The 17,030-nt window shown below is 64.1% G+C and carries 14 protein-coding genes; 3 read left to right on the plus strand and 11 right to left on the minus strand.

Annotated elements, in window-relative coordinates:
• Positions 1-53: 53 nt before the first annotated feature.
• The gene (locus AC3WN8_RS21020) at positions 54-1,157 is read right to left on the minus strand and encodes a helix-turn-helix domain-containing protein (protein ID WP_492671436.1); all 1,104 of its coding nucleotides are present in this window, start codon (positions 1,155-1,157) and stop codon (positions 54-56) included.
• Positions 1,158-1,527: 370 nt separating this feature from the next.
• Positions 1,528-2,778 (minus strand): alpha/beta hydrolase, encoded by a 1,251-nt coding sequence (locus AC3WN8_RS21025; protein WP_492671437.1) that lies wholly within the window; start codon positions 2,776-2,778, stop codon positions 1,528-1,530.
• A gap of 303 nt (positions 2,779-3,081) precedes the next feature.
• Between AC3WN8_RS21025 and AC3WN8_RS21030 the strand changes: the two genes are divergently transcribed.
• From AC3WN8_RS21030 to AC3WN8_RS21040, 3 genes are all read left to right on the plus strand, one after another.
• Complete coding sequence (locus tag AC3WN8_RS21030) at positions 3,082-4,140, plus strand: N-acetyltransferase DgcN family protein (protein ID WP_492671438.1); 1,059 nt, start codon at positions 3,082-3,084, stop codon at positions 4,138-4,140.
• Positions 4,137-5,120, plus strand: coding sequence for an N-acetyl-D-Glu racemase DgcA (dgcA, locus tag AC3WN8_RS21035; RefSeq protein ID WP_492671439.1), 984 nt, complete (start codon positions 4,137-4,139; stop codon positions 5,118-5,120). Before AC3WN8_RS21030 ends, dgcA begins: the two co-directional genes overlap by 4 nt.
• A gap of 67 nt (positions 5,121-5,187) precedes the next feature.
• Positions 5,188-6,639 carry a serine hydrolase domain-containing protein gene (locus AC3WN8_RS21040; RefSeq protein ID WP_492671440.1) on the plus strand — a complete coding sequence of 484 codons (1,452 nt, stop codon included), beginning with the start codon at positions 5,188-5,190 and terminating at the stop codon, positions 6,637-6,639.
• Positions 6,640-6,831: 192 nt separating this feature from the next.
• Here AC3WN8_RS21040 and AC3WN8_RS21045 read toward each other — a convergent pair whose 3' ends face one another.
• From AC3WN8_RS21045 to AC3WN8_RS21085, 9 genes are all read right to left on the minus strand, one after another.
• Positions 6,832-7,593, minus strand: coding sequence for an AraC family transcriptional regulator (locus tag AC3WN8_RS21045; protein ID WP_492671441.1), 762 nt, complete (start codon positions 7,591-7,593; stop codon positions 6,832-6,834).
• 127 nt (positions 7,594-7,720) lie between these two features.
• Positions 7,721-9,892, minus strand: coding sequence for a xanthine dehydrogenase family protein molybdopterin-binding subunit (locus tag AC3WN8_RS21050; RefSeq protein ID WP_492671442.1), 2,172 nt, complete (start codon positions 9,890-9,892; stop codon positions 7,721-7,723).
• Positions 9,889-10,338: a (2Fe-2S)-binding protein gene (locus AC3WN8_RS21055; protein WP_492671443.1), complete on the minus strand. Its 450-nt coding sequence runs from the start codon at positions 10,336-10,338 to the stop codon at positions 9,889-9,891. The genes AC3WN8_RS21050 and AC3WN8_RS21055 overlap by 4 nt, the downstream gene beginning before the upstream one ends.
• A 182-nt stretch (positions 10,339-10,520) precedes the next feature.
• A complete protein-coding gene (locus tag AC3WN8_RS21060; RefSeq protein WP_492671444.1) occupies positions 10,521-11,165 on the minus strand; it encodes a nuclear transport factor 2 family protein in 645 nt (214 codons plus the stop codon).
• Between the two features lie 15 nt (positions 11,166-11,180).
• On the minus strand, positions 11,181-12,275 hold the full coding sequence (locus AC3WN8_RS21065; RefSeq protein WP_492671445.1) for a CaiB/BaiF CoA transferase family protein: 1,095 nt from the start codon (positions 12,273-12,275) through the stop codon (positions 11,181-11,183).
• The gene (locus AC3WN8_RS21070) at positions 12,275-13,963 is read right to left on the minus strand and encodes an acyl-CoA dehydrogenase family protein (protein ID WP_492671446.1); all 1,689 of its coding nucleotides are present in this window, start codon (positions 13,961-13,963) and stop codon (positions 12,275-12,277) included. Before AC3WN8_RS21070 ends, AC3WN8_RS21065 begins: the two co-directional genes overlap by 1 nt.
• Positions 13,964-13,965: 2 nt before the next feature.
• Positions 13,966-14,856 carry an enoyl-CoA hydratase gene (locus AC3WN8_RS21075; protein ID WP_492671447.1) on the minus strand — a complete coding sequence of 297 codons (891 nt, stop codon included), beginning with the start codon at positions 14,854-14,856 and terminating at the stop codon, positions 13,966-13,968.
• Between the two features lie 79 nt (positions 14,857-14,935).
• Positions 14,936-15,718 (minus strand): SDR family NAD(P)-dependent oxidoreductase, encoded by a 783-nt coding sequence (locus tag AC3WN8_RS21080; protein ID WP_492671448.1) that lies wholly within the window; start codon positions 15,716-15,718, stop codon positions 14,936-14,938.
• The gene (locus tag AC3WN8_RS21085; RefSeq protein ID WP_492671449.1) at positions 15,708-16,973 is read right to left on the minus strand and encodes a CaiB/BaiF CoA transferase family protein; all 1,266 of its coding nucleotides are present in this window, start codon (positions 16,971-16,973) and stop codon (positions 15,708-15,710) included. Before AC3WN8_RS21085 ends, AC3WN8_RS21080 begins: the two co-directional genes overlap by 11 nt.
• Between the last annotated feature and the right edge of the window lie 57 nt (positions 16,974-17,030).

Here is a 17,030-nt window from a genome sequence, read left to right on the forward strand (position 1 = left end):
GCCATCGATCGAATTTTCTTCAATTGGTTTTCTGTTTCTCGATGCGGATGTCGCTAAACGGACATCAGGCGCACCAATTGAACGCGATTGGAAATATTGAGCTTCCTGAATATTGACGCGATCTGAAACTCTATCGTCCGACGAGAACGCACCAGCTTTTGCGCGATCTCGGCATTTCTCAGCCCTTGGCTGATAAGCATCGCCACATGCCTTTCCCTTGGCGACAATGACTGCAAGGCAGCGATCGATCGATCGACCTTGTCCGGCAGATGGTTTTTATCCTCGACGCATATCTCGTCATTTTCGATGAACGTTACGACATAGCATGGGCTCGAGCGGATACTGGACGTTCCCCAACTGACGCCAACCCGGATCCAGAGATTTTCGAGGCAGGGATGCCTGATCTGGCCGACCCGGGCAGGATCCATGCTGGATCGCAGATCCTCGATCATGTCGTCCAGCGAGTCCGGCAAGGGCTCCGCAGCCTTGGGCAGTGCGGCGTTCCAACGGGCGTTGGCCGCGCGAGCCCGAGCGTTGCAGAAAAGCAATTCGCCGTCGCCGTCGATCAGCATGACCGGAATGGGCATATCGAGCATCACCCGCTCGAGAGCGCCATATTTCAGCCGCTCGTGATCCAACATGCGCAAGCGACGAAGCGCATTTTCGACGTCGAAATACAGCCCCCTCAACAGATCCATCGCGCGTTCGGGCAACGTCTTGTCGAGGCTGTCCCACCCGATGCTGATGACGGCTTCCAGTTCACCGTCGTGCCAGAAGGCGGATTGCACGAAATCCTTCCACTCATGGGATTTCTGCTTCTGCTCGTCCCGGCGCTGCGACGCCTCCGGGTCGATCCGCGCGATCTGCGAATAGCTGTACAGCTTCTCGCGCGGATGCCTTTGCAGATAGGGCCCGGCGATGCTCAGGCTGACGGGCGGCCGATATCCGGGATGCCCGACATTGGGGGAATGGTACAATGCGCGGCGCGGCTGGAAACCATCGAAATCGAAGAAGAGTTCGCAAGCTTCATATGGAATCGCGGTATCGATGATCTCGACGAAGGAATCCCAGAACGAGTTCAGGTCGAACGCGGATTTCAGCTTCGACGGCGAATGGGATCGCTTCTGAAATCGTTCGATCTTGGACATCTGCATCATGGGATTTCCTCTCCCGGCTTTCAGGCGTGGATCGCTGGCCGTTCGTGAAACTCGCGTTACGATTCCGATGCACAAAGGTTACGCAGGAATCGCGGCACCACCTAGCCGCCGCAGGTCTGATGTCTTTGCGAGTGGGCCAGCCCCCGTGATTGGGGTGAACGGCACGCGCCAACCCGCCCATTCCCACGTAAATTCGGGCATGCGCCGCCGATGGCGGCACGCCGATCGAGCCCATGGCTATGCAACGCCCGCCGCCGAGCCAGCAATTTATACCTATGCCGAACATGACCGGGGTCCGGACCTAGGACCAATCGCCATTCAGCCCATATCGGCCTGCAAATGGCGATTGGTCCTAGCGGTGGGCGGACGATCAATTGGAAGCAGGGACGGATGGGGCTTTCGCCTGATCGCGCAATTTACGGACGCGGACGGCGTCGCTCCAGATATCGCTATATTCGCCCGGATCGTTGATGGCGGCTTCGTAATGGGGCAGCGCCTCGGCATGGCGGCCCATTTCGGTCAGCACCTTGCCCAACCCTTCCTGAAAGTCCGAATATTCGGGGAACAGCACCGCATGGCGCCGAGCGGCGACCAGCGCCTCGTCGAGCCGCTTGCGCTTGATCAGCCAATTGACCAGCGTGTCCGCCTCCGCCGGCTGGAGCGGTACGTCATAGCCGAAACGCCGCGATCGCGCCGCCTGATGCGCAGCGAGCAGCGCCGGGAAGTCCTTGTCCGCGACATAGTCGGGCCGCTCGGCATCGTGCATGTTGCTATCAGGCAACCACCCCTCATACAGCGCCGACAGCCCGTCATAGAGCGTACGGTGCGGCGTCGTGCCGTGATCGTCGCCAGGATAATAGCGGGCTTTCCAGGTCAGGCCGGCGGGCGGATGCGCGGCCATCCAGTCGACCAGCTTTTGGCTGGACTCGCTGATCGTCTTCTCCTTGTCGCCCCAGCTCATGAACAGGAAATGCGGCTGCTTCAGCGTGCCGAGTTTCTGTTCGGCCTGTGTCACATAGGCCTGCTTGTCCCACCACAGCGACGGGCTGACCGCGATATGCGCCTGAAAGGCATCGGGACGGTCGAGCAGCGCGATGAAATTGAACAGCCCGCCCAGCGAATGGCCCATCAGCACACGGTAGGGCGCGGTGCGATAGTGCGAATCCACCCATGGCATCACCTCGTCCGCCAGGAAATTCGCGAACGCGGCGCCGCCGCCTACAGGGATATCCTTATAATCCTCGCGCGCCTTCTCATCGTTGACCAGCGGCGCGGTCAGGTCGCGCGCACGGCGCTGCATCGTCGGCACCGCGATCACGATCATCTCGGGAATGCGGCCGCCGGCGCTCAGGAAATCGACGACGCCAGACGCGTGCAGAAAATGAGTGCCGCCATCGAGCACGATCAGCACCGGATAATGCTGCTTCGCCCGATCATAATATGCCGGTAACCGCACCAGGATCTCGCGATCCTCCTTCAGCAGTTTCGATCGGATCACGAAGCGCTGGCCGAGCGGAATCGGCCCAGGCTTCGCCGCCACCCCGCCTCCCTTTGCCGCCATCGCCGGCTGCAACGGCGCCACGGACGCCAGGAACGCCGCAATGCACGCAAATCTCAACATTCGTACAAATCCACCAATTCCCAGGCTATTTACAATACGGCAATTCATCATATTAAGTATCCACCATTAAGTGTTTTTACCTAAAATTGATTTCTCGATACGCTCACGAACTTTATCAACGCTATCACACTGCATATTCATCGATAAAGCACCTTGTCCATTTGAACCGATCAGTGCCGACCATCGATATACGACCGCACTAAAATAGAGAAAGATCGAAAATCAGGCATTTATACGGATGCGGCATATCCTTCGTGGCGGCTAAGACGGCGGCGACCTTCCGCAAGCCAGGCTCGATCATCCATGAGCGTACAGACAATCGCGACATCTTCCACTCCGGTCACCACCGGCGTTTCGTACAAGCTTCGTAAACCCTATCTCCTCTTCATCGGCGACGCCGCTTCGGCGGGCCATGCCAAGACTGCCTTCGGCGTTCGCGACTGGGCGCCCGACGACGTGTTGGCGCAGTGGCGCCTCCCGGGATGCCGTACGGACCTGAAGCTGCCCGAAATGGACGCCGCGACGGCCGCCGCCAACGGCGCCGCATCGCTGGTGATCGGCATCGCGCCGGCCGGCGGCCGGATTCCGGCGCACTGGATCGATTGCCTGGTCGCCGCCGCCGATGCGGGCCTGGATATCGTCGCCGGGCTGCACAGTCGGCTGAACGATATTCCCGAACTCGTCGCAGCGGCACGGCGCAATGGGATTCGGTTGATCGACGTGCGGGAACCGCCGAAAGGCATCGCCGTCGCCACGGGGAACAAGCGCTCGGGCAAGCGCCTGCTGACCATCGGCAGCGACTGCGCGCTCGGCAAGAAATACACGGCGCTCTCGCTGGCAAAGGCGATGCACCTGGCCGGCATCGATGCCGATTTCCGCGCAACCGGACAAACGGGCATACTCATCGCCGGCGAAGGCCTTCCCATGGACGCGGTGGTCGTCGACTTCGCCGCCGGCGCGGCGGAGGCGCTTTCGCCCGATGCCGCTCCCGATCACTGGGATGTCATCGAAGGCCAGGGCTCGCTGATCCATCCCGCTTATGCGGGCGTCACGCTCGCCCTGATCCACGGGTCGCAGCCCGATGCGCTGGTCCTCTGCCACGAGGCCGGCCGCCTCCACATCAACGATCAGCCGGCCATCCGGATTCCGCCGCTCGACGAGCTGGCGGAGGTGTATCTGCAGGCCGCGCGATTGACCAATCCGGGTGTGCGACTGGTCGGCGCCAGCCTGAACACAGCGCGGCTCGACGAGAGTGCCAGCGAGCGCGCGCTGGACGAAGCGGAGGATCTGCTTCAGGTTCCGAGCTTCGATCCCCTGCGCACCGCCCCGGATGCGATCATCAGCAAATTGCAGGCCCCATGACACGAAAACTGGACGTCCATCCGATCTCCTGGCCCCTGCAGGAGCCCTTCGCCATTTCTCGCGGTGTCCAGACCACGTCCGAGGTCGTGGTGGTCCGCCTTCACGAACGGGGTGTGGTCGCCTTGGGCGAGGCGGCCGGCGTGGACTATCACGGCGAAACGCCGGAAAGCATGCAAGCCCAGATCGAAGCCGTTCGCGGCGAGATCGAGGCCGGCGCCGGCCGCGAGGACCTGCTGGCATTGCTGCCCCCGGGCGGCGCGCGCAATGCGCTGGACGGCGCCTTGTGGGATCTCGAAGCCAAGCTTGGCGGCGTGCGTGCCTGGGAAAAGGCCGGCATGGGCAGCGGCGGCCCGATCACCACCGCCATCACCATCGGCATTCGGGATATCGCCGGCTACGAGGCACGTGCGCGGGCATTGCACCGCTATCCCTGGATCAAGATCAAGGTCGCGGCCGACGACCCGATCGCCTGCATCGAAGCCGTGCATCGCGGCGCGCCTGCGTCGCGGCTGGTCGTCGATCCGAACCAGGCATGGAGCGTCGAGCAATTGAAGGCGTTCGCTCCGCATCTGGCGGGCTTGGGCGTCGCGCTGCTGGAACAGCCCGTGCCCGTCGACGGAGACGACGAACTGATCGACTTCGCTAGCCCCGTGCCCATCTGCGCCGACGAAGCGATCGACACCGTCGCCGATCTGCCGCACCTGAAAGGCCGGTACGACTTCGTCAACATCAAGCTCGACAAGACGGGCGGACTGACAGCGGCGCTCGAACTCGCAAGGGCCGCGCAGGGCGAGGGTTTCAGGCTGATGGTCGGGTGCATGGTCGGCGGCTCGGTCGCGATGGCGCCAGCGATGATCCTGGGGCAGATTTGCGAGATCCGCGATCTCGACGGACCGCTGCTGCAAAGCAGCGATTGGGACAATGGCATCGTCTATGAGGACGGCGTCATGACACCGCCCTGGCCCGATTTCTGGGGCTGAAAACAGCCTCGCTCGCCGTTTCAAACCCGCAAGGCGCTTGGCCTTCACAGCGAGAATGGATCATCCGATGACGAGACTTGGCTTCTGTGTCGCCCTGAGCCTTTGCCTGACGGGAACCGCGCATGCCGAGTCCCGGAAAGAAGCCGTCGACGCGATCTTCGCGCCCTGGGCGAGCAGCGCCAGCCCGGGCTGCTCCGTCGGGGTGACGCGCGACGGCAAATCCGTCCTTCAGGCGGGTTACGGCATGGCCGACCTCGAACAGGGCGTGGCGAACCGGCCCGACACGGTGTTCAACATCGCATCGCTGTCGAAGCATTTCACCACCACCGCCGTCGAGCTGCTCGCCCAACAGGGAAAATTGTCCTGGGATGACGATATCCGCAAATATGTGCCGGAAATTCCCCAATATGGCCGCCCGATCACCTTGCGCCATCTGGCCAACCACACCAGCGGCATTCGCGATTTCCTGACATTGCTGGAATTCTCGGGCTGGAACTGGCTCGATGCCGTCACGGAGGAGAGGATCCTCGGCCTCATCGCCCGCCAGAAGCAGCTGAACTTCCCGACCGGAACAGCCTATACCTACAGCAATTCTGGCTATGTCCTGCTGGGGATCGTGGTCAAACGCGTCGCCGGCCAGCCGCTCGGCGAATTCCTCGGCCGCAACGTCTTCGAACCGATGGGCATGCTGCATAGCCGCGTCTACGACGACCGCCAGATGATCATGAAGAACCGCGCGCCGGGCCATTATATGCGCGACGATGGAAAGGGCTTCGCCATCTGGCGCCCCACCTATGACCAGATACTGGGCGACGGCGCGGTACTGACGTCCGTCCAGGACATGGCGATCTGGTCGAACAATTTCCTCCACCCTTCCCTCGGCCCGAATCCCCAGGCGCTGGTGGACGCGCTGCGGACGCCCGGCACCTTCAACGACGGCAAGCCGGCCCGGGCGGACGAGAACTCGGCCGTCTACGCGCTGGGCCTCACCGTCGGAGACTATCGTGACCTGCCCGTCGTCAGCCATTCCGGCGGCATTCCGGGTTATGCGACGAACATGCTGCTTTTCCCCAAGCAAAAGCTCGCCGTCACCGTCCTCTGCAATCTGGGAGGCGCGCCCGCGACCAATCTGAGCCGCGCCGTAGCCGACCTGTATCTGCCCCAGGATCTGCTGAAGGGCCCGCCGACGGAATTGCCCAAGCCGCAATATCGCCGGGCTTACGACCAGGCCGCGAAATCCCCGCCCTATGCGCTGGAGAAGCCCTATTCGCTGCAGGACTATGCCGGCCGCTATTCGAGCGACGAACTCGACGCCGATCACATAGTGTCCGCGGCAGGAAACGGCCTCGATCTCCGCGTCGGCTTTCTTCCGGCGACGCACTTCGTCGCCCAGGGCAAGGACATATTCTCCGGCGACGGCGTCACGCTGAGCTTCACCCGCGACAGGGGCCGGAAAGTCACCGGCTATACGCTCAAGGCCGGACGCGCACAGGGGCTCCTGCTCGTCCGCACCCGCTAGAGTTTGATCCATCTGCGTCGAAACACCCCCAGATTGTCATTCCCGCGAAAGCGGGAATCCCGCTTCTTCTTCTTTCTGATGCTTCACGGAATAGCGGGATTCCCGCGTTCGCGGGAATGACAAGATGAGTTAATCTAGCTGGATCAAACTCTAGTGATCGCTCCGTTCCCCAGGGATGCGTGGATCAGGCCTTCACGATCGTCCCGCGTAAAGGCTGGGCGATCGCCCGAATGTGCGCGTGAACATCGCGGTGAAGGCGCTGGGGCTCTCATAGCCGACGTCGAAAGCAACCGACGCCACCGTATGGCCGGCCTCCAGAAGCGAGATCGCTTCCAGCATGCGCACCTGTTGGCGCCAGAGAGCGAAGCCCATTCCAAGCTCTTGCCGGAACAGGCGCGTGAAGCTGCGCCGGCTCATCCCGACCTGCAGCGCCCAATCATCGATGACCCGCGTGTCCGCCGGATTGTCGAGGATGGCCCGACATACGCGCGCCAGGCGGGGATCCGTCGGGATGGTGACATGATAGGAGATGCTGGACATCCGCCTGATCTCCTCGAGCAGCACCCCGACGAGACGCCCCTCCCTGCTGTCGACATCATAGTCGCAGGAAAATCCGACCGCTTCGACGATCAGCGCGCGCAGCAGATTCGAGACTTCGATCACACGGCATTTCGACGGCTCGAGGTCATAGACATTGTCGATATACAATGTGCGCAGCGAGGCCGGACCGCGATAGCGAACCTCGTGCCGGCAATCGGCCGGAATCCATATCGCGCGATTGGTGGGAATGATGAAGCTGCGCCGTTCCGTCGTCACTTCCATGATCCCGGAGATGGCGTAGAGCAATTGCGCCTTGGAATGGCTGTGCATCGGATCGACAAAGCCGGAAATATAATCATTTCCAAGCCCGACGACGGGCAGTTCGTCACTGATGATGTCTTCGCTTCGAATCATGCGGTTCAGTCCACGAACATGGTTTGCGTCGCGACGATGACAGCCCAGACGGTCGGGAGGGGCAAGTCCCCCGAAACCCTGCCGACGAGGCCGGCGCCTCCCAAATCCGATATGCCCGGCGTCGCGATCAGGCCTTTACCAGCGGCAAGGCGGTCGTCGGCTTGCCGGTGAGTGCAAGCAGCGCGTTGGCGACGGCGGGGCCCACCACGGGAGTCCCCGGTTCGCCGGCACCCGCGGGATTGCGCGTCGAGGGCAGGATATGGACCTCGACCGCCGGCGCTTCCTCCATGCGGAGCACGCGATAACCGTCGAAATTCCGGTTCTGGACGATGCCGTCCTCGATCTTCACGTCGCCGAAGAGCGTGTAGGACAGGCCGTACATGATGCCACCCTCCATCTGCGCACGCACCTGATCGGGCGCGACCGCGATCCCGCAATCGATCGCGACCACCACGCGGCGCACGCGCGGCTCGCCATTCACCAGTCCGACCTCGACGATATTGGCGACGGTCGAGCCGAAACATTCGTGCACCGCGACGCCGCGCGCCCAGCCCTTCTCGATCGGCTTGCCCCAGCCCGCCTTCTCGGCGGCGAAATCGAGCACCGCGAGATGCGATTCCGCCTTGGCCTTGGCATAGATCGCGCGGCGATAGGCGACGGGATCGACGCCGGCGCGGTGCGCGAGCTGATCGATCGCATGTTCCATCATCATCGCGGTATGCGTCGCGCCGACCGAGCGCAGCCACATCACCGGAACCTTGGTCTCCGGATGGAATGCCCTGGCGTCGACCACCGGCGTCGCCTTGAGATAGGGCGAGCCCTGCACACCCTCCACCCCGGTGCTGTCGACACCGTCCTTGATCACCATCTCGAACGGCGTGCCGCGCATCAGCGATGCGGTGACGACACGATGCTCCCATGCTGCGGGATAGCCGTCCGCATCGACCGCAATGCGTGCGCGATGATGGGTGAGCGGACGGTAATAGCCGCCGCCCGTATCGTCCTCGCGCGTCCAGACCAATTTGACCGGACGCCCTTTCATCCGCCGCGCAACCTCGACGGTTTCCTTCTGATAATCGGCGGTCGCCACCGACCGCCGCCCGAAGCTGCCGCCCGCCGGCAAGGTTTCGATCTCGATGTCCGACGGATCGCAGCCGAGCAGCGTGGCGATGACAGTCTGGTCCATCGTCTGGCTCTGGCAACCGAAGGTCAGCTTCGCGCCTTTCTCCTTCACCAGCGCGACGCAGTTCATCGGCTCCATCGAGGCATGGGCGAGGAAGGGCTGCGTCATGTCGATATCGAGGGTGCGCGCGGGATCGTCGAACGCCTTGGCGGCGTCACCGCGCTGATCGAACGGTGCCCATTGCACGGCTTCCTTGCCATGCGCCATCGCGCGATACTGTTCGGCGATCGCGCCCGACGAACGCTTCTCCGCCTTGTCGTCGTTCCACTGCACCACCAGCGCGTCACGCCCGGCGATCGCGGCATGGGTGTTGCTCGCGACCACCGCGACGCCGCTGGGGATCTGCACGACATCGACGACCCCCGCGACCTTGCGCGCCGCCTTGTCGTCGAACGACGCGACCGTTCCGCCGAAGCGCGGTGAATGCGCGACAGCCGCGATCAACATGTCGGGCGACTGCACATCCTGGGTGAAGCGTGCCGTGCCCGTCGACTTGGCACGCGCATCGAGCCGGGTGACGCGATCGGTGCCGATCAGCTTGTAAGCGCTTGCCGGCTTGAGCTTTGGCTCGACGGGCGGCGTGACCTTGGCGGCCGCCGCGACCAGCCGACCGAAGCCGCTGCGCTTGCCACTTCCCGCATGGCTGACGATGCCGTTCTCGACCGTGATCTCGGCCGCAGGCACGCCCCATTCGGCGGCGGCAGCGGAAACGAACATCGCACGCGCCGCGGCACCCGCCTTGCGGAGCTGGTCCCAGCTGTCGGTGATGCTGCCCGATCCGCCGGTCAACTGGATACCGAAACCACCGCGCGCATAGAGCTTGACGTCCGCAGCTGCATTTTCGACCGAAACCTTGGACCAGTCGGCATCGAGTTCCTCGGCGACCAGCGCAGCCAGACCGCTCTGCGCGCCCTGGCCGAGCTCGGAGAATTTGGCGATGACGGTGACGCTGTCATCGGGCGCGATACGGACAAAGGGCCCGAATGCGACAAAATCGGCCTCTTCAGCCGCAGCCGCGAGGCCGGGCGTGCCGCCGACGACCAGCGCGCCACCGACAAGCAGCGCGCCGATCAGCAGCTCGCGGCGCGAAGCGCCGATGCGTTCGCGACCGCTCATGCCGCCACTCCCGCGGCATCCTTGATCGCCGCCTTGATGCGATTGTAGCAGCCGCAACGGCAGATATTGCCGTTCATCGCCTCGACGATCTCGGCGTCCGAAGGTTTGGGCTTCACCGCGAGCAAAGCCGCGGCGCTCATGATCTGGCCCGACTGGCAATAGCCGCATTGTGGCACATTATGACGTTCCCAGGCGGCCTGGAGCGGATGCTTCGCCTCCAGCCCCTCGATCGTGGTGATGCGCATGCCCTGCGCCATCTCGACCGTGGTGACGCAGGACCGTATCGCTTCGCCATCGGCATGGACGGTGCAGGCGCCGCATTGCGCGATACCGCAACCGAACTTGGTACCGGTCAGCCCGATCTCGTCGCGCAGCACCCAGAGCAAAGGCGTATCCGCCGCCGCCGCGATCTCGCGATCCTTGCCGTTGATATTGAGTTTCGCCACGTGTCTCGCCCTCGTTCCAAACCCGACGCAGTTTCCGAGTCGCCGTTGTGTCCCTCCGGCGCGCCGATACCCATCTTATGTCATTCCCGCGAAAGCGGGAATCCCGCTTCTTCTTTCCGATGCTTCACGGAAAAGCTGGATTCCCGCATGCGCGGGAATGACAAGAAAGGCGATAGACCGATTTAGCGCCCCGCCTCGAACTCCGCGAGCATCGTATAATAAGGATCGTCGGGCTTGCGCTGGCTGAGATGTTCCTTCGGCGCATTCGCCATCGAGACGTCCGCTCGGGCCTCGACGCGTTCCCAGTCGGTAAGGCCGCGCCGCTGCGCGATCTTCCATTCGCCGCCGCGCCGTTCGAACCGGTCGAGATAACGGCCGCTGACGAAGAAATCCTCCTCGTCGGTCTTGGCCGCATTCAGCCTGCGATGATGTGCCGCGAAATAGCATTCGGTGAAGGCGCGATCGCCCTTCAGCCGGATCGAGACATTGCTGATCGCGTGCGTCGTCATGATCACACCGCCGACGATCTTCACCGCGAAACCGATGAAATCCTGCGACAATCCCTTGAAGCGGCCATGCTGATGCTGTGCATCCGGCCAGAAGCAGGATCGCAGCAGCGCCTCGTCGAGCCGGTCGTTGCCGCGGGCATAATCGAACAGCACGTCGGTGATCTGCTGGCGAGCCACCAGATCGGCGAGCATGTCTCCCGGGTTTCCGTGCATCTTCGCGCCCTTCTCCTTCGCAGCCGCCGGCTCGGCCAGCAGGCCGGCCGCAAGTGGCGCCGCGAGCATCGCCTTCAATGCGCCGCGTCGTTCCGTGCTATCCATCATCACTCTCCCAACTCAGTGTGCGGCGCCGACGCCCCAATCGCGCAGCACCTCGTCGGTATGCGCGCCAACGACCGGTGGCGGCCCCTGGACCGCGCCTGGCGTGCCCGAAAAGCGCGGCACCGGACCGGGCTGGACGATGCCCTCCACTTCGACGAACAGGCCGCGTTCAACATTGTGCGGATAGGCGGGCGCTTCCTCGATACCGAGTACCGGCGCGAAGCAGGCATCCGTCCCTTCGAACAGCGAACACCATTCGTCGCGCGTCTTGCGTGCGATCACTTCCGCCAGCTTCGCCTTGAGCTCCGGCCAGCGGGCACGATCCATCTGCGCGGCAAAGGCGTCGTCGAGCCCGGCCTTCTCGACAAGCAAAGCGTAGAATTGCGGCTCGATCGAGCCCAGCGCGATCCAGCCGCCATCGGCGCAGCGATAGCTGTTGTAGAAATGCGCGCCGCCATCGAGCAGATTGGCCTCACGCCGGTCCTTCCAGCGGCCGACCCCATTGAAGCCGTAGAACATCGACATCAGCGACGCCGCGCCTTCCGCGATGGCGCAATCGACCACCTGCCCTTTGCCGGTCTCTCGCGCGCTGATCACGCCGGCCAGCAGCCCCATGGCGAGATAGAGCGATCCGCCGCCGAAATCGCCGACGACGTTGAGCGGCGGCACCGGCTTGTCGGCGGTTCCGATCGCATGGAGCGCGCCCGAGATCGCGATATAATTGATGTCATGGCCCGCGGCCTGGGCAAGCGGCCCGGTCTGTCCCCAGCCGGTCATGCGGCCATAGACAAGGCGCGGATTGCGGGCGAGCGCAACCTCAGGGCCCAGCCCCAGCCGCTCCATCACCCCCGGGCGAAATCCCTCGAACAGCGCATCGGCTTTCTCGATCAGGTCGAGGCAGGTCGCGATCGACGCCGGATCCTTGAGGTCGAACGCCAGCGACCGACGGCCGCGCGCGGTGACGTTGCCGATCCCGCCGCCATCGGCGCCCAGCCGGTCGATCCGGATCACGTCGGCGCCCAGATCGGAGAGCAGCATGCCGCAAAAGGGCCCCGGCCCGATCCCGGCGAATTCGACGATCCGTACGCCCGAAAGCGGCCCCTGCCCCATCAGTTCTTGTCCTCCAGCAAACGGCGCGCAATCACCTGTGCCTGGATTTCGCCCGCACCCTCGAAGATGTTGAGGATGCGCGCATCGGCGAGCAGGCGGCTCGCGACATATTCCTCGGCGAAACCGTTGCCGCCATGGATCTGCAGCGCATTGTCCGCCGCGGCCCAGGCGACGCGCGCGGCGATCAACTTGGCCATGCCAGCTTCCAGATCGCAGCGCTTGCCGGCGTCCTTCTGGCGCGCCGCGAAATAGGTGAGCTGGCGCACGCCCATGATCTCCGCCGCCATCATCGCCAGCTTGTTGGCGACGCGCGGAAATTCGAAGATCGGCCGCGCGAATTGCCGGCGCGCCAAGGCATAGGCCAGACCGGTATCGAGCGCTGCCTGCGCCACGCCGACCGCGCGGGCGGCGGTCTGGATGCGCGCGCTTTCGAACGTGGCCATCAGCTGCTTGAAGCCCTGCCCCTCGATCCCGCCGAGCAGATTGGCGCGGTCGACGCGGAAGCCGTCGAAACCGATCTCATATTCCTTCATGCCGCGATAGCCGATCACGCCGATCTCGCCGCCGCTCATGCCCTCGGCCGGGAACGGATCCTCCACCGTGCCGCGCGGCTTGGGCGCGAGCAGCATCGACAGGCCGCGATGATCCTTCGTCTCCGGATCGGTGCGCACCAGCAAGGTCATCATGTCGGCGCGCGCGGCATGGGTGATCCAGGTCTTGGCGCCCGCGATCGAATAAAAATCGCCGTCGATCGTCGCGCGTGTGCGCAGCGCGCCGAGGTCCGATCCGGTATCGGGTTCGGTGAACACCGCCGTCGGCAGGATCTCCGCACTCGCGATCAGCGGCAGCCAATGGCGCTTCTGCGCCTCGGTGCCACCCGAAAGAATGAGTTCGCCCGCAATCTCGGAGCGGGTGGCAAGCGATCCCACGCCGATCCAGCCGCGCGACAATTCCTCGGACACGACGCACATGGCGGTCTTCCCCATGCCATGACCACCATAGTCCTCGTCAATGGTCAGGCCGAACACCCCCATCGCGCCGAGTTCCTCGACCAGCGGCAGCGGGATCAGCGCGTCATCGAGATGCCATTGCTGCGCAAAGGGGGTCACCTTCTCCTGTGCGAAGGCGAAGAACTGGTCGCGGACCATTTCGAGCGTATCGTCGAGCCCGGTGATCTCGACCGTCGCATGGCCGCTTGCCGTCGCGATACGATCGGCGACCGCGCTCTTGACCGATTGCCGTGTGCCGTCGCGCGCGAGCCGCCGCAGCGCAGGATCGTCGAGATGCGCGAGTATCGCCGCATCGTCGGTAAAATCGCCGGGCCGCGCGACCTCGCCCTGGTTCATCGCGATGCCGCCGGCAAGTTGCTGCGCATATTCGCCGAACAGCAATTGGGAAAGCAAGGCCTCGGTCTCGCCGAAACGGCCTTCGGCAGACAGCCGCTCGGCCCAGCCGGCGACCTGGTTCATCAGCTCGGCATAGGATGCGTACCAGCCGAAGCCATGGACGATATGCTGCTCGTCATCGGCACGCGCCCGGTCGACCCTGCCCCCGACCGAGACGCGTTCGGCAATTGCGGGGCGCACCGCCGCCACGAACGCCTGAACCGCACCCGCCGCATCGCGCAGCAGACCGGCAAGCTCGGCGCCACCCAGTCCGATCGCCTCGACCCGTTGCGTCGCCGGCACGGTCAGCCTTCGCCCTGCTCGCCGGCGCCGGCCTTGTTCGCGCTCGACATTTCCTTGGCGCCCATGCCCCCGGTCAGGGTGCCGGTGGTGAGCTGATTATGCGCATGCGCCAGGTGATGCATGTGGAACAGCGCATCCATCGACGTGCGCTTGCCGCGCAGATCCTCGATGAAATTCATCGATTGCTTGCTGAGTGTCAGTCCGAAACGCGGCCGCGTCGCGATCTCGTCGGCGATCGCGGTCACTTCCGCCTCCAGCCGCTCACGCGGCACGACGCGATTGATCATGCCCAGATCATAGGCACGCTGTGCGGGCATCCGTGCGCCGAGATAGAGGAATTCGCGCGCGATCCGCGGCGGCAATTCCCATAGATGCGCGCTATATTCGACCCCTGGCACCCCCATGCGCACCACCGGATCCTGGAAGAAGGCGTCTTCGGACGCGACGATCATGTCGCAGACCATCGCCAGCATCAGCCCGCCGGCGATACATGCCCCCTGAACCATCGCGATCGTCGGCTTGGGCATGTCCTGCCAGCGGCGGCACAGGCCGAGATAGGCATCCTGTTCGAGCGTATATTGCCGCTCGGCGCCGTCCTTGGTGGTGTGATCGTCCCACAGCAGCACGCGTTCGCGCGGCAGATGCGTGTCCTTGGCGGGCGTGCCGAGATCATGGCCGGCCGAGAAATGCTTGCCCTGTCCACCAAGCACGACGACGCGCACCGCATCGTCGTCGACCGCGCGGCGGAAACAGGCGTCGAGCTGATTGAGCAGCCGGTAATTCTGCGCATTGTTCACTTCGGGCCGCGCCAGCGACACCCAGGCGACACTGCCCCGCACCTCGTAATGAACGAAGACCTCTTCACCTTCCGGGCTGGAGATGGCGGTGGCCATGGATCGATCCTCTTCCTGCACGGCGCGACGGCGCCTAAATGAATTTGCACCATAGTGCAAAATTCAGGCGCCGCCAACCCTATCTTGGCTGCATGCGGATGGCGCCGTCCAGCCGCACATTCTCCCCGTTGAAATAGCCATTTTCGATCATGCCGAGCGCGAGCTGCGCATATTCCTGCGGCCGGCCGAGTCGCTTGGGAAAGGGCACACTGGCGGCCAGCCCGGCGCGCACCGCTTCGGGCGCGCGTGCCAGCAGCGGCGTATCGAAAATGCCAGGCAGGATGCAGTTGCAGCGTATGCCGTCACCCATCAGGTCGCGCGCCACGGTGAGCGTGAGCGAGGTGATGCCGCCCTTCGACGCGGCATAGGCGGCCTGGCCCATTTGCCCATCCTGCGCCGCGACGCTGGCGGTGTTGATGATCACCCCTCGCTCGCCATCCTCCATCGGCTCCAGATCGAGCATGCCGGCGGCCGAGCGCGAAATGCAGCGGAACGTGCCGACCAGATTGATCTGGAGGATCATGTCGAACGCGTCGCTGGGGAAATATTTGGCTTCGCCCGTCACCTTGTCGCGGCTCGCGGTCTTCATCGCATTGCCGCGTCCCGCGCAATTGACCAGGATCCGTTCCTGGCCATGCGCCGCGCGCGCTGTGTCGAACCCCGCCGCGACCGCCGCCTCGTCGGTCACGTTCACCTCACAGAAGACGCCGCCGATTTCGGCTGCGACCTGCTCGCCGCGTTCGGCGTTCATGTCGAACAGCGCGACCTTCACGCCCTTTGCCGCCAAGGACCGCGCGGTTGCTTCGCCCAGGCCCGAAGCGCCACCCGTCACGATCGCCGCGATGCCGTTCTCAAGCTTCATTTCCGCTCTCCTCGTTCAATCCCAAACGCTGCTCGACGACGCGGGCATTGCCGAGCCGTTCCAGTTCATCCTCATCCAGCGCCAGCCAGTCGCGCAGAATCTCCGCGCTGTGTTCGCCCAGCCGCGGCGGCGGCCGATCGAATCGCGCCGGCGTTTCGCCCAGCTTGCCCGGAAAGGCGACCGATGGCACCTCCACGCCCTCGCGCTCGAACCGGTGCACGGTGCCGCGTGCCTCGACGAACGGGTCCTCGAAGATATCCTTGATCGTGTTCACCGGCCCTGCGGGCACGCTGCACGCGACCAGGCGATCGATCAGCGTCGCGCCGTCGAAATCGCGGACGAGGCGCTGGACGATATCCTCGATCTCGTCGCGATTGATCAGGCGGGCGCGACCGGTCGCGAAACGGGGATCGGTGATCAGTTCGGGCACATCCAGTTCGCGGCAGAGCTGAGCGAACTGCCCGTCATTGCCCACCGCGATGATGATCGATCCATCCGCCACTTCGAAGGTCTTGTACGGCACCACCGTCGGGTGACGATTGCCCAGCCGGCCGGGCACCACGCCGCCGACCAGCCAGTTCATCGACTGGTTGGCGAGCATGGCGATCTGGGTGTCGAGCAGCGAGATGTCGATCTGCTGGCCCTGGCCCGTGCGCTCGGCATGGCGCAACGCCATCAGGATGCTGACCGTGGCATACATGCCGGTGGCGAGATCGGCGGTCGCGACGCCCGCGCGCAGCGGCTGCCCGCCCTCCTCCCCGGTGATACTCATGAAGCCGCCCATGCCCTGGGCGACGAAATCATAGCCGCCGCGATCGGTATAGGGACCGGTCTGGCCGAAACCGGTGATCGAGCAATAGACGAGGCGCGGATTGGCGGCGGACAGGCTGGCATAGTCGAGGCCGTATTTGGCCAGACCGCCGACCTTGAAATTCTCGACGACGATATCGGCCTTTGCGGCGAGCGCACGGATCAGCGCAGCCCCGGCGGGATCGGCGAGATTGATCGCGGCCGAGCGCTTGTTGCGGTTGCACGACAGATAATAGGCGCTTTCGCCGAGCGCTTCATGGCCATCGGCATCGCGCAGATTGGGTGGGCCCCAGGCGCGGGTATCGTCACCCTTGCCGGGCAGTTCGATCTTGATCACATCGGCGCCGAAATCGGCGAGGATCTGCGTGCTCCACGGCCCGGCGAGCACGCGCGAAAGATCGAGCACCTTCACGCCATCGAGCGCACACGCAACTTGGCCGTCCACTGTTCCTTACTCCTCTCCAGCGTCGCCGCCGTTATGAAGAGATTGCCGGTGGAGGCA

Source organism: Sphingobium sp. FW305-3-2-15-F-TSA7 (assembly GCF_058787155.1).

Bases quoted from the DNA above. Each gene is read 5' to 3' on its own strand.
- AC3WN8_RS21080 (WP_492671448.1), bottom strand. From the start codon at position 15,718: ATGAAGCTTGAGAACGGCATCGCGGCGATCGTGACGGGTGGCGCTTCG.
- AC3WN8_RS21065 (WP_492671445.1), bottom strand. From the start codon at position 12,275: ATGGGGCAGGGGCCGCTTTCGGGCGTACGGATCGTCGAATTCGCCGGG.
- AC3WN8_RS21020 (WP_492671436.1), bottom strand. From the start codon at position 1,157: ATGATGCAGATGTCCAAGATCGAACGATTTCAGAAGCGATCCCATTCG.
- AC3WN8_RS21075 (WP_492671447.1), bottom strand. From the start codon at position 14,856: ATGGCCACCGCCATCTCCAGCCCGGAAGGTGAAGAGGTCTTCGTTCAT.
- AC3WN8_RS21060 (WP_492671444.1), bottom strand. From the start codon at position 11,165: ATGGATAGCACGGAACGACGCGGCGCATTGAAGGCGATGCTCGCGGCG.
- AC3WN8_RS21030 (WP_492671438.1), top strand. From the start codon at position 3,082: ATGAGCGTACAGACAATCGCGACATCTTCCACTCCGGTCACCACCGGC.
- AC3WN8_RS21025 (WP_492671437.1), bottom strand. From the start codon at position 2,778: ATGTTGAGATTTGCGTGCATTGCGGCGTTCCTGGCGTCCGTGGCGCCG.
- dgcA (WP_492671439.1), top strand. From the start codon at position 4,137: ATGACACGAAAACTGGACGTCCATCCGATCTCCTGGCCCCTGCAGGAG.
- AC3WN8_RS21040 (WP_492671440.1), top strand. From the start codon at position 5,188: ATGACGAGACTTGGCTTCTGTGTCGCCCTGAGCCTTTGCCTGACGGGA.
- AC3WN8_RS21045 (WP_492671441.1), bottom strand. From the start codon at position 7,593: ATGATTCGAAGCGAAGACATCATCAGTGACGAACTGCCCGTCGTCGGG.
- AC3WN8_RS21050 (WP_492671442.1), bottom strand. From the start codon at position 9,892: ATGAGCGGTCGCGAACGCATCGGCGCTTCGCGCCGCGAGCTGCTGATC.